General features: G+C 40.4%; 7 protein-coding genes and 1 riboswitch. Of the genes, 2 read left to right on the plus strand and 5 right to left on the minus strand.

Translation table 11 applies throughout. From position 1 onward, the window contains the following. Window positions 1-126: 126 nt before the first annotated feature. From B3297_RS14030 to B3297_RS14050, 5 genes are all read right to left on the minus strand, one after another. Window positions 127-3156, minus strand: coding sequence for a DUF2723 domain-containing protein (locus tag B3297_RS14030; protein WP_070570319.1), 3030 nt, complete (start codon window positions 3154-3156; stop codon window positions 127-129). 243 nt (window positions 3157-3399) lie between these two features. Beyond that, the gene (locus B3297_RS14035) at window positions 3400-4356 is read right to left on the minus strand and encodes a methylenetetrahydrofolate reductase (RefSeq protein WP_046673648.1); all 957 of its coding nucleotides are present in this window, start codon (window positions 4354-4356) and stop codon (window positions 3400-3402) included. A 70-nt stretch (window positions 4357-4426) separates the two neighbouring features. Next, window positions 4427-4529, minus strand: a riboswitch (SAM riboswitch). A 229-nt stretch (window positions 4530-4758) separates the two neighbouring features. Continuing rightward, the gene (locus B3297_RS14040; protein WP_070570361.1) at window positions 4759-5610 is read right to left on the minus strand and encodes a hypothetical protein; all 852 of its coding nucleotides are present in this window, start codon (window positions 5608-5610) and stop codon (window positions 4759-4761) included. 110 nt (window positions 5611-5720) lie between these two features. Beyond that, window positions 5721-6245 (minus strand): ribosome maturation factor RimM, encoded by a 525-nt coding sequence (gene rimM / locus B3297_RS14045; RefSeq protein ID WP_046673647.1) that lies wholly within the window; start codon window positions 6243-6245, stop codon window positions 5721-5723. Window positions 6246-6364: 119 nt separating this feature from the next. Further along, window positions 6365-6886 carry a 30S ribosomal protein S16 gene (locus B3297_RS14050; RefSeq protein ID WP_070570321.1) on the minus strand — a complete coding sequence of 174 codons (522 nt, stop codon included), beginning with the start codon at window positions 6884-6886 and terminating at the stop codon, window positions 6365-6367. Between the two features lie 442 nt (window positions 6887-7328). Here B3297_RS14050 and B3297_RS14055 point away from each other — a divergent pair, with 442 nt between their 5' ends. Next, window positions 7329-10679, plus strand: a complete 3351-nt coding sequence (locus tag B3297_RS14055) for a UvrD-helicase domain-containing protein (RefSeq protein ID WP_070570323.1) — start codon at window positions 7329-7331, stop codon at window positions 10677-10679. A gap of 7 nt (window positions 10680-10686) precedes the next feature. Next, complete coding sequence (locus B3297_RS14060; RefSeq protein WP_286779050.1) at window positions 10687-13566, plus strand: PD-(D/E)XK nuclease family protein; 2880 nt, start codon at window positions 10687-10689, stop codon at window positions 13564-13566. Window positions 13567-13667: the final 101 nt, after the last annotated feature.

The raw sequence follows: 13667 nt of genomic DNA on the forward strand, positions 1-13667 counted from the left end.
ATCCTATATGTATCGAGGCCTCTTCCAATATTTTAGAAGAGGCCTCATCTGGTTTCTTATCTCAAATACGTTAATCCAATGCCCCATTAGGCGTGCCTGGTAATTTGGTTCAGTTCATCATCAAAATTATTCTACGCCGTACCAATTTTGATATTGCTGCCTCAACTGCTCAACACGTGCCAATCGTTTGGTATCCTTTGCTTCCAATAAAATAGCCTTATACCGGTCTACAGAGTCCAAGCCGGTCTGAATATCATTCCACTCAAAGCTCAGGTTTTTCTTATCCATTACCAATTGATGTAGGTATTCCATATTTTCAGCGACATAGTCAAGGTTACGGTCCATCATCCTGTTGGCCAGCTGAGGTTGCCCCGAGCGATACAGACTATCGATAATATCGGCATAATTGATGGCGTCCGACATCGCATATACGCGATCGGGCAATTGATCGTATGCTTTTTTTGCCACCTCCCCAGCTTGTTTGACCTGGCCATTGGCTAAAAGCATTCGGGCAGCTTTTCCAAATATATCACGGGCGTACATGCTTGCAAAGCGGAACGAATCTGTATCCAAGTATTGTGCATTTTTAACATTACCCCAATGATACGTATGCATAATATTGCTATATAACGCCTCCATATTAACTAGCCCACCCTGCTCACTTCGTTTTCCTGTCGACTGATCTGTAGCAGTGACAGGCATCAATCGAGAAGTAAAGCCCTCATTGACCAGGTATTTATCCAGTCCCAACTTAATATCACTTGGCAGCATATTCGAAAAATATATCGGTCTGTCCCAATGATTATTTTCAAGCACGGATAACAGGGTTAAATCCGACCTGGTCAGATGATCATTCGGAATTTCCCATTCCATTGCAGAAACTATAGCTCCCTGAAAATACGCCGGAACCGCATTTTTCTTAACCACCTCGTCTTTATCAATGCGCAATTGGACTTTCTTGGAAGGGAAATAGTTTTCCATATCACCGGAATTCAGCTGAACTTTATACTCCGGATCATCCGATGTGACAAACTGCAATAACTGCTGTATATCTACCGCATTGTCAAGTTGTCTATCTACGAAAGGGATATAATCACGAACGCCTTTTTTCGTCTTTTCAGCGGGAATCGTCACGGGGAGCCCTGCCGCTTGATACGTGGGTTGTTTGGCCTGTTGCATATACCAATCGCCTGTGAGATAGCTTAACACGACAACCCGAACATCCGGACGTACGCCCTCTACTTCTTGCAAATACCATACAGGAAATGTATCATGATCGCCATAGGTAAATAGAATAGCATTTGGAGCACAGGATTCCAAATAATTGCGTGCCATATCCCTTGCCAACGATTTCTCGGACCGATTATGATCATCCCAGTTTTGATGAGCCAAAATAATAGGGCCTCCCAACAGCGCAAAAGAAATACCTGTCGCTAAAGCGTAACGTGTTTGTACAAAACGGTTGAAAAACCGAACAAATGCTATTACTCCCAGCCCAATCCAGATCGCAAAAGCATAGAAAGACCCCACGTAAGCATAATCTCGTTCCCGGGGTTGCATAGGAGTTTGGTTGAGATAAACTACGATCGCTACCCCCGTAAACACAAACAGCAAGGTCAGTACCAAGGTATAAGGTTTATTGTTTCGGTACAACCAGATCGCACCAGCTATTCCGAGTAGCAGTGGAAGAAAAAAATAAGTGTTCCGGCTCGGGTCATGCTCCTGCGATCGAGATATTTTATCTTGCCCCCCTAAACGCCAATTATCCAATGGTCTGATCCCCGACAACCAGTTGCCGTCACTATAGGTCCCATATCCTTGCCTGTCATTCTGTCTACCCACAAAATTCCATAAGAAATATCGGGTATACATATCTCCCAGTTGAAAATTAAAAAAGAACTTAAAATTATCGGAAAACGTTGGCTGTTGCCCTTCTTTCAAATTGAGGTAACTTCTGTAATAAGCTTGATGGCTTCCATCTTGGCTATAGATACGCGGGAAAAAGGTTTCCTTATCAAATTGATATTTGTCTACCTGTGTGAAGGGAACATACTCCGACTTATCTTTCCGATAGCTCGTCTTACTATCGACGCCAACCACTTGCGAGTCATAATAAGGTCCTTTGAGTAACGGTTCCCGTATATATTGTTCACGGCTCAAATATCCTAAAAAAGAAAATACATTATCCGGCGCATTATTGTTCAAGGATGGATTTGCTTTCCCTCGGATCATGACCATGGTGTAGGAACTGTATCCAAATAAAACAAAACAAAGAACCAGCAAGGCTGTATTGAGTGTATATTTCTGCTTTTTATAGGAATAATATAGACCGTAAATTATCAATCCCCCCAATAATAGGCACGAGAAAAAAATTCCGGTACCAAATCCCATTCCCAATGAGTTCACAAATACGAGATCCACTTTAGCCGCTAGACCGACTAACCATTGAATAATTCCCCACAAAACGGCCCCCAAGATCAGCACTCCGACGAGGAAAGCTTTTATTGTCCCTTTCGCATTAACCTGTCTCGCTCTTCGGAAATAAACAACCATCGCGATAGCCGGGATTGCTAAAAGATTTAATAGATGCACTCCGATCGAAAGCCCCATAACAAAAGCAATAAAAACCAGCCAACGATCGCTACCGTCTTCATCTGCACGGACTTCCCACTTTAAAATTGCCCAAAATACAACTGCTGTACATAAGGAAGACATTGCATAAACTTCAGATTCTACTGCCGAATACCAAAATGAATCGCTGAAACTAAATGCCATTGCACCGACAACTCCTGCGCCGAAGATCTGCAGGTAGGTTGACAAAGAAGCTTGTTTGTCTTTGTTGAGTAGCTTTTTAGCAATGGCGGTTATTGTCCAAAATAAAAAGGTAACAGTAATTCCACTGCAAACTGCAGAACCTATATTCATCCAATAGGCGATCTGCCCCTTATTCCCTAAAGCGAGATTAGAAAATATATTCTGAATAAGAAGAAACAATGGTGCTCCCGGTTGATGTGCCACCTCCAATTTATAGGCACAGGCTATAAATTCACCGCAATCCCACCAGCTTACCGTCTTTTCAACTGTAGCGATATATACACAGGTGGCAATTAGTCCGCAAGCAAAACCGAGTAGAGAATTTAATCTATTGTACGTCATAAGGTCAATTGGTCTATTGTTAAAATCCTTTTTAGCACTTTAAGTTAAAAAGTTATCCTGACTCCGACACACGAATTAACACTATTTAACACCAGTACCTGACTGTAAACAGGCTATTCAACACTGAATATAGAGATCGACCTAAACCACGCTGCCGAGACTTTCAACCTATTTCAGGCTTTCACAATGAATATTATCATAAAAAAGGGAGCTTATCTGCTCCCTTTTTTATCATTTTATGAGTTAGGCTAGTTTTTCAACAATCTTCTTTGTTGGACCAGGATTACTCATCGTATAAAAATGTAATACCGGAGCGCCAAATTTAATCAGCTCCTGACACTGTTGTACCAACCACTCTTCACCTACCTGTCTGACGTCGGCATTCGTTTTACATGCCGCGACAGCGTCACTCAGTTCCTCTGGAATATCTAAATGAAAAATTCTTGGCAAGGTCACCAATTGCTTTTTTGTTGTCAGTGGTTTTAATCCCGGAATAATGGGCACATGGATTCCATTGTCCCTACATTTTGTTACAAATTCCTTGTATTTTTCAACATTAAAGAACATCTGAGTCACAATAAACTCTGCTCCCATATCGACTTTTTGTTTCAGATATTTAAAATCAGTATTGAAATTTGGAGATTCAAAATGCTTTTCGGGATACCCGGCTACTCCGATGCAAAAATCAGTCTTTTCCGACGTGATAATGTCTTCATGCAGATACTTTCCTTTATTCATATCGGTTACCTGTTCCAATAGGTCTGTTGCAAAAGCATGTCCACCATCGGTTGGTATAAAATCGGCATCGCCCTTACGTGCATCACCCCGCAACACCAAAACGTTATCTATCCCCAGGAAGTTCAAATCGATCAATGCATTTTCAGTTTCCTCTTTTGTAAAACCCCCACATATCAAATGTGGCACCGCATCCACTTTATATTTATTCATGATGGCCGCACATATCGCCACTGTCCCAGGACGTTTACGATAGGAAACACGTTCCAGTAATCCACTCGCATGCTCTTTATAGATATAATCTTCCCGATGGTAGGTGACGTCGATAAAAGGAGGTTTAAACTCCATCAGTTCATCCATGGTTTTAAAAATACTTTGGATGCCCTGCCCTTTCGCCGGTGGCAATAGCTCAAAAGAAAACAATGTTTTTCCTTTGGCATTCTGGATATGATCGATAATCTTCATTAAAAAACTGTTTTTAGTTTGGTTGGCTTACATCGAAACGCACACGTCGAGGAATCGTTTATCTACATGTAACTTATCTTTCCCACATGGAGTAGGGTAGAATTTAGCACCTTGAACAATACAGGTTGCTAAGGCTTCAACGGGTCTATTCCCTCGGCCTTTCTCTATAAGCGTTGCTAATATCGTTTTAAAAAATCAAAAGACAAAAATATTTTTTCGAAAAGGCAAAAATAGCAGCAAAAAGACTTCAATAAACGATGTTTCAACGTCACTTTAGCTTTGTGTCCATGCAACGACAGGATTCTTCGCGCTACCAAGAGTTAAAGACCTAGAAAAACCAGTAGAATTAACGATCGAGGATCATAGACAGCGAAGAGATTGACTATGCCACAAGAACATTGGCTAAAGATTAGCTGCCAAAGAATTCCGTAAATTTTTGAGATAAAATGTGATCAATAAGAGTCCCCGAACATGGTACTCTTCTTTCGATCCATATTTAAATCCGTCAAATAAATAGTGATAGGCGACTAATGCCTCTTTTTCGTTGTAAAATAATTCCTTCCAAGAATCAGGAACATCTGCCCATGCCTTGAGCACAATGCCATTCTCGGCATAAATAATTGGTGATTCGACACCATCCATTCGATAATCGTGATGGGTGCCAGAGCTTGATATGTGTTGGAAATAAGCGATAGAATAATCTACGAAATTCAAGGCCCTCGCTTTTATCTCCTTTTCACTTTCTGATTTTACCGGAGCATTTCGCCATAAATTCACTTGGCTATCAAATTTACTGGGCGTTTCCCGGATAAGGGTTTTATCTAACACAAAGTTGATATAAAGTCTTTCACTAGTGGGTATACGTGCTGAGCTAAACTGTGAAAAATCACCTCTCAGCTGAACAAAATCTTTTTTTATTTTAACAATATCCAAAGCGACACTACCTTTTTTCTCATCCGTCAATTCTAATCTATCACCGTCAAATTTGTACTTACCAAAGAGTAAGATATCATCAATCGCCATGACAAACTGGTCCTTATCATGAAGCGAAAGAAAGGATCGGTATAGAATAGGATCATTACCATAGGTATCTGCCTCCACATTTTGGGGAGATTCTCTTTTTAATTTATGATACTCATCATTTGGATAGCCCAATATCATTTGGTAGTTACCTTCAGGAAACTCCTTTTTCTTCCCAAAGAAAGTACACGAAGACAATGAGAGTGTGAATAACAGCAGTAATAACGGTTTCAAAATCAATTAATAATTATGCCCAATAGTAATATTAATATATAAGGACCAAGATAAGAAATTACTGCAATAGTAAGTATAGGATATTCAATTGAATAAGCTTGGGGATATGCCTATTCCTTATACAGATCGACCAATCCCTCAGGCAATTCAACTTCAATGATCTCCTCTTCGCCATCAATTCCTAAGATCAAATCGTCGGACAGCGGAAACATCAGTTCTTTGCCATCCATATCTACTGTGGCGACAAATTGTTGTGGGAATTCCTGAACATCTGTTATTTGCCCCAGTTCGCCATGGTTTTCATCGATCACTAAAAATCCGATTAAATCAGTATATCTAAAATCATCCGGGTCTCGCTCGGGCATTTTATCATTGGAAAGATATAGCTTTTTACGAACGAGTACCTGAGCCTTATCGATATGATCCACATCCTCAAATGTTACATAAGCAGTGCTATTTTTTTGAAATTTAATGGCATCAACAAAATAAGGAACAAGCTTTTTGTTCACTTCTACAAAGACAACATCGATATCCAAACTCTCGTATTCTTCGAATTCAAAAAACAGTTGTACTTCTCCTTTAAGACCTCTTGTTTTACTGATGTAACCGATGTAAAAGCATTGATCAATAGTCATATTTTTCTTATTTGGCGATTAGCTGTGAGACATGATTTGGCAAACGATTAGCCTATTGGCTGTTTCAAAAAAAGCCGGCTCAAGATTGAGTCGGCTTTCTCGAATACTTTATGAAAGAATTAACCTTCAGTTTCTTCTGATGCAGGAGCTTCAGTCTCTTCAGCAGCAGTTTCTTCTGCTACAGGAGCATTTTTAGCAGCAACAGCAGCAGCTTTTTCTTCTTTTTTCTTAGCTTCAGCCACTAAAGCAGCTTTTTTAGCTTCAGCTTTAGTTTGTGCTAAACCATCTTTTTTACCAGAGATTCTAGCTTCTTGAGCGTCAGTCCAAGCTGTAAATTTAGCTTCAGCAGCAGCTTCATCAAAAGCACCTTTTTTCACACCACCTTGCAAGTGTTTTTTGTAAAGAACACCTTTGTAAGAAAGGATAGCACGAGCAGTGTCAGTTGGTTGAGCACCTTTATTCATCCAATCCAAAGCTTTTTCAAAATCCAAAACGATAGTTGCTGGATTTGTGTTTGGGTTGTAAGAACCAATACGTTCGATGAATTTACCGTCACGTGGAGCGCGAGAATCCGCTACGACTACGTGGTAAAAAGGACGTCCTTTTTTACCGTGTCTTTGCAATCTGATTTTAGTTGCCATTTTTTAATTTTATTTTATGTATTCAACATATCCCCCGAGCTTCATACTAGAGGGGATGCAAAGATAGTTATTTTTTTTTAATCAGCGTTATAATTTAATAAAACTTCACTGAAAACGACAGGGTTAGCTTCTTTCAGTAACCACTTTCAGGTTAAACACGTCCTACGCACGTTAAGATTTTGCTCTTACCATACTGTAGGTGAAACAAGTCTTTCAAAAAATCAGTGTACAAAATAGCCCTTTTCTTCAAAACTTTCGTGACTTCGCAGATACCAACAGCAATGATAGCAAACTGAAAGTTTTTTCTAGCCAATAAAATAAGACACTTTCAAAAAAAAGCTATTTTACCAAATGTAAACAGGATGAACCGTTTGTGTACTTTCCCTTCGAAATAGTCACTGACATTTTTGCCAATTCACTTTTTACTTTCTACCTTCATTCTATGAAATCTGTTGCGCCATTAAAAATACTCAAAGCTTCGGCCGGTTCAGGAAAAACCTTTAGCTTAACTTTACACTATCTCACACTCCTACTATCCAACGAGAATAGCTATAAGGAGATTTTGGCGGTCACATTTACCAATAAGGCAACCGCTGAGATGAAGGAACGTATCCTTTCGGTACTCCATGGCTTGGCAACAGGCGATCGTAGCCCTAAAATTGAAGATTTCAGAAAGCTTCTTCTCGAGCAACAGCCAGATTGGAACCCGCATCTAATACAAGAGAAAGCTTACCGTGTCTACCGTCGTATCCTACATGACTATAGTCATTTTACCATAAGTACAATTGATGGTTTTTCCCAAAAAGTCATTCGTGCATTTACTTATGAACTCAATCTTGATGCAGCTTATAAGATTGAAATGAATGTCAATAAAGTGAAAAATGACTTAACAGTCATGCTTAATCAATTGCTGGATGAACGCCCCGACTTACTTGACTGGATTATAGCGTATGCGGAAAAGAAAATAGCAAAAAATGAAAATTGGAACTACCGCCAACAATTAATGAGTTTGGCAAGCCTTATTTTCTCTGAAAACTTCCAGGAATTTGACGGCTATATCAACTCTGCTAATCCCAAGGAGGTTTTTAATCTCCTGAATCAGGAGGTTGAACAGAAGATAAACTCCTTTACCGAAGCGCTCTCCATGACGATTGAAGCGTTTAGTGAAACGTTCAAAAATTTTAACATCTCCGAAAATGACCTGAAAGGCAAATCGCGCAACAAAATAATCTCCGCAAGCAAAACCAACAAAAAAACGGAAAAACTGAGCGCTTCTGAAATCGCCAAAGTATTGGAAAAATACCTCCAATTGATCGATAATGAGGATGCTTTTACAGATAGTGACAAAAATATACGTTATGATCTTATCGCCGCACTCAGCCCCATCCTGGCATCTTTCCAGAAGCTACATGATAATCTATCCGCTTACATTGCGTATCAAGCGGTACAAAATAATCTCTATTATCTACGCCTGCTCAAGGAAATGAGCGACTTACTGACGCAATGGCGACGGGACAATGGTGCTCAATTAATCTCTGACTCACAAATTCTATTAAACAAACTCGGATTGGATGAAAATAGCGATCCAACATTTATCTGGGAGAAGATTGGCAATCGTTTTAACTACTTTTTGTTTGACGAATTTCAGGACACTTCGCGTATTCAGTGGAAAAACTATAGTCCGCTTTTGATTAATGCATTGGCCGATGCCAAGGGCACAGTGAGCGAACACCTGATCGTTGGTGATGTCAAACAAAGTATCTATCGCTGGCGAAATGGTGATTGGCGAATTTTACTCCAACAGGTAGAACAACAGATTGGTCATACCTTTCACCTGGACGAGGATAGCAAAACAACCTTTATCGAAAACGGGAGCCTCGACACCAACTTTAGAAGTCTTCCAAATATCATTCATTTAAACAACTACCTCTTTAGTAGTATTCCCCAACATCTACAGCAGGTACTGAATGAAAAAGTATCCGAAAACCTCGATGAAGAAGGTAAACAGTGGTGGATTTCTGCCGGCAATGACAACATGTTGGTCAAAGCTTATGAAAACAGTCAACAAGAGGTCCCTGAGCATAAAAAAGGAAAACTTGACCAGTTAGGATCTATTGAAATCTCCTACATTCCTGTCACTGATGGACGCTATCGAAGAAATCAGGTTGTTGAAGAATCGCTCCTGCAGCTATGTCAAAAAATAGGCGACTGGATCGGCAGCGGTCGTTATCAGGCTCAACAGATCGGTATCCTGGTACGGAGTAATGCGCAGGCTAAATTGGTGATCCAAAAGCTCATGGATTTCAAAAAAGAGCAACAGCTTACATTTGAAGTGATATCAGGCGATGCATTATCCCTAGCGAGCAATGATGCTGTAGGATTATTGATCGAAACGTTGAAGGCTTTAGTCTATAATTCGGACAAACATACCATCCATAAAGCAAAGATGGTCTATCTCTACCAGCATATTCAAAATAAGACAATCGATCAAAATGCATGGTTAAAATTTGCTAGCAATGACATCCGTACCCTGAAAGATTATCTCCCTGAGGCGCTGATTGACTCCTGGGAAATGGCACAGAAGCAGCCTTTAGTCCATTTAATTGAGAAACTTATTGAAATCTACGGTTTTACAACCAAAGACAATATCCACCTCCCCTACCTCCTAGCTTTCAAGGATATGATCTCAGCTTTCTCCACCAATGGCGAACGTGGCATTATACAGTTCCTGGAATTTTGGGAAGAGGATGGCAATCGGGCTGTGCTCCCTTCCAACGGAGAAATTGATGCGATCGAGGTAACGACAATCCACAAATCAAAAGGCCTGGCTTATGATGTTGTGATGATTCCATTCTGTTCGTGGGATCTTGACGGCATGATTAATGGCGATTTTTGGATCGAGACATCAGATACCCCTTTTGCCCAATTGGGAAAAATTCCAATAAAATATACTTCCACGGTCGGCAAATCAGTATTTTTCAAGCAATATTTTGAAGAGATGCTGTTCAACTACATGGATGCCCTCAATACATTGTATGTAGCAACAACACGTGCTGTTGAACACCTCTATATTACGGCACCTTCCTTCAAAGAATCTGTTGACAAGAAGACGGGCGAAATTACTGGTTATGATATCAAAGATGAATATATCAGCGATGTACTCTATCAGGTCTTAGAGACTTCAACATCCCCGTTTACACTGGAAGAAAGAGGCATATATATCGATCAGATAATCGAACGAAAAAAAAGTCAGGCTCAAAAAAACAATATTATTTCCCTTCGCCATTATCCCATTTCCAAAGAATTGGAAATGGCCTTAGAAAAATCCAGTACGCGCAACATCAACGATATTATGATGCTGGAGAAAGCCGCGCAGTACGGCATATTGGCCCACGATATTATGGCCCAAATTTCAAAGGAAGAAGATATCCACAAACTGGTACGCCAGCTGATTCAGGAAGGCATCCTCTCCAAGGAAGAAGAGCCTTTTCTCATGCAGGAAATCAATCAGATCTGGCAGCACCCCATGATCAATAAATGGCTCACAGGAAACTATAAAATCTGGAACGAAGCGAGCATCATTACCGCCAAAGGAGAGACCATTCGTCCTGATAAAGTCTTCACTTCCAAAGAGGAAACAATTGTACTGGATTTTAAATTCACACAGACAGATTATATCGGACACAAATATCAAGTCGACAATTATAAAAAGAATTTGGAGAACCTGGGCTACAGCAACGTTAAAGCCTATCTCTACTATGCGAAATCAAATCAATTAACTGAAGTAAAATAACAGCACGATGCAAACAGCCTTTCTAAAATTAGTAGCAGCAGACATTCAAAAGCGTTTTGGAAACGACCTGAGTGAAATAGCCATCGTGTTTAATAATAAACGGCCAATTACCTATCTCAAAAAACATCTTTCTGAAGTGTACGGACAGGCCATTTGGTCGCCACAGTTCTTTACGATCCAAGAGTTTCTTAGGCTTTCGACCGATGATACCGAAGCCAGTCCTTTAACCCAATTTTTCCACCTGTTTAATATTCATAATGAGTTATTGGTCGCTGAAGGCAAACTACCAGAAGCGCTGGAAGAATTTTATCCGATTGCCGAAATTATATTGAGCGACTTCGGCCAACTGGATTACGACCTCGTCCCCATCGAGCAGATTTACTTAGAACTTTATGACAATACCAAAATCGACCTTGCTTTTCAACATCTCACACAAGAGCAGCAAGGGTTTATCCGTCAATTTTGGCAGTCTTTTTCTATTGCGGGGCATAGTGGAGTACAAGAACGTTTTCTTCAACTTTGGAAAAGACTGCCCGTATTATATGATCGATTCAAAGAAAAGCTTAAAACAGAGGGCCAAACAAACTATCCGACAGTCTACCGTGATCTGGTTGAAGGTAAGGCTACGCATCAGCAGTTTGCATCTTCCTTCCAGCACATCCTTTTTGTCGGTTTCAATGCACTGAACAAGGCCGAAACAAAATTATTTAAACAATGGCAGGATGAAGGCCGTGCATTATTCTACTTTGATGCCGATGCCTATTACCTCGAAGACACGATGCAAGAGGCCGGCCTTTTTATTCGACGTAATATTTTTCAAACAGGTTTGGTCAACGCTTTAGGCGATAGCCCGAATATTATTAGCAATAGGACCTCAACCGTAAATCTATATGCCAGCACCGGAAAGATCAGCCAAACAAAATTGCTGTATGACATTCTCGAACGCAATAATAAAATGGAACAAACATCCGCCATTCTCCTAGCGGATGAAAACCTACTTGTCCCTTTGCTGCAAAGTCTACCCGAGGTCAAACCCAATATCACAACAGGATATCCCTTGACACAGTCTCCTATTTACGGAATACTAGACCTATGGCTGGAAGTCCATTTGGAGATATCCCAGTTCAAGAAACGGAAGATTCCTTATCAGATAATAGAAACCTTCATCAACCATCCGCTCAGTATGGTTTCTTTAGCCGACAAACTTCAGATTCAGAAGGAGATTGCCGATAAACAGCTCTTTGAGATCGCATTGGAGGAACTTCATATCAAAAGCTCTTTGCCTCAATTTTTTGTACCGATTGACAATTCAGCCTATTTGATACCCTCGCTCATCCTGCTCGTTGATGATCTGTTGCACAGTATTTCTTCTCAGGAGCGTATCCGCCAAATTGACAACAACCTCCTGATTGAAACAAAGAAAACATTGAATCAGCTGCTATTGGGCTTTGAAACTGTTGCTCCATTAAGTATCAGCTTCCAAATCGGCTTGATTAAAAAAGCCATCGCCCCAATAAATTCGGCCATAGAAGGTGATCCCCTAGAAGGTATTCAGATAATGGGGCTCTTGGAAAGTCGTTGTTTAAATTTTGACAACGTCTATATTCTAGGAGCAAATGAAGGCATTCTACCCAAAACGTCAAATTCACCTACTTTTATTCCTAACAGCCTAAGAAGTGCTTATGGGCTTCCCATATTAGAAAATCAGGATGCCTTGTCGGCCTATTTATTTTATCGCCATTTTCAATACAGTGAAGGAATACATATTTTCTACAATGGCTTGGTTGACGAAAGCTCTACTGGCGAAGAAAGTCGCTTTATCAAACAGCTGGAGTTTGAAAGTAAATTTAGATTTGACCGAAAAATTCAGCAACAGACCATTCAATTTGCGGATAAAGCCCAAGCAATTGTTATTGAGAAGCGTGGCGAGGTTTGGGAAAAGATGTACCAGGACTTTATCGTCAACCAGAAACGGATATCTGCAACGGCACTGACGACTTATCTGCAGTCCCCGTTGCAATTTTTTCTAAAACATATTGCCGGCATTAAAGAGCCCCCTTCCATCTCTCAGGAATTTGAGATGAATAAACTGGGAACTGTCATCCACAATGTGATGGAGAAGATATTCCTACCGTTCAAAGGACAACAGGACTTTACGCCCACAAGTGTCTTGCAGAAGCAGTTCGACAAGGTAGAGGCACAGGTGATCCGTGAAATAGGCCTGCAATATCAGATCGAATTAAAGGCAACAAATGATTTAAACAGCTTGCAGCGGATCATGCTGAAAATTGCCTGCGAGTATGTCAAGATGTATCTCGAATATGACATCAACAACTACAAAGCATTTCGGATTATTGAACTCGAGAATGACAACGATTATGTACTGCCCTTTCCTATTCAGATCAATGGAGAAGAACAACAGGTCACACTTTACGGTATTATTGACCGGGTAGACGAGGTCGTAACACACGACGATCGTATTATCAGTAGAATTGTCGATTACAAAACAGGTGGTGATTCGATCATGTTTAAAGGAATTGATCAGGTATTTGCGCCAAACACCGAAAATAAGGCGATGGTCCAAACCCTATTTTATGCCTATGTATTCGAACAGAAGACAGGAAGAAAACAACTTGAACCCCATCTCTATGTTGCGCGTAAAATGCGGGAAGAGGGCACATTATTCAGTGGTAAAGAAGGGGTATTGACCGATGAATTCCTTGCTTTCCAGAAAGAGAATTTTGTCGAATTCTTGCGGGATACTCTTCAGGAAATCTTTAATCCGGCTATTCCATTTCGACATAATCCGGACACGGTAGTTTATCCAAGCGACCCTTATACAATATTCTACCGGGAAGCGAGTAAATGGGCTGATGCAGAAGAATAAGTACAACAAAGGCTTTAATAGGGAGAGATAAAACTAAATGCGGTACATCAGTGGTACATAAAGTGTATTTAAAAACAAAAGGGGAATGTAAAATTCCCCTT

Source organism: Sphingobacterium sp. UBA3519, from assembly GCF_002377215.1.
In the GTDB taxonomy this organism is placed as follows: Bacteria; Bacteroidota; Bacteroidia; order Sphingobacteriales; family Sphingobacteriaceae; genus Sphingobacterium; species Sphingobacterium multivorum.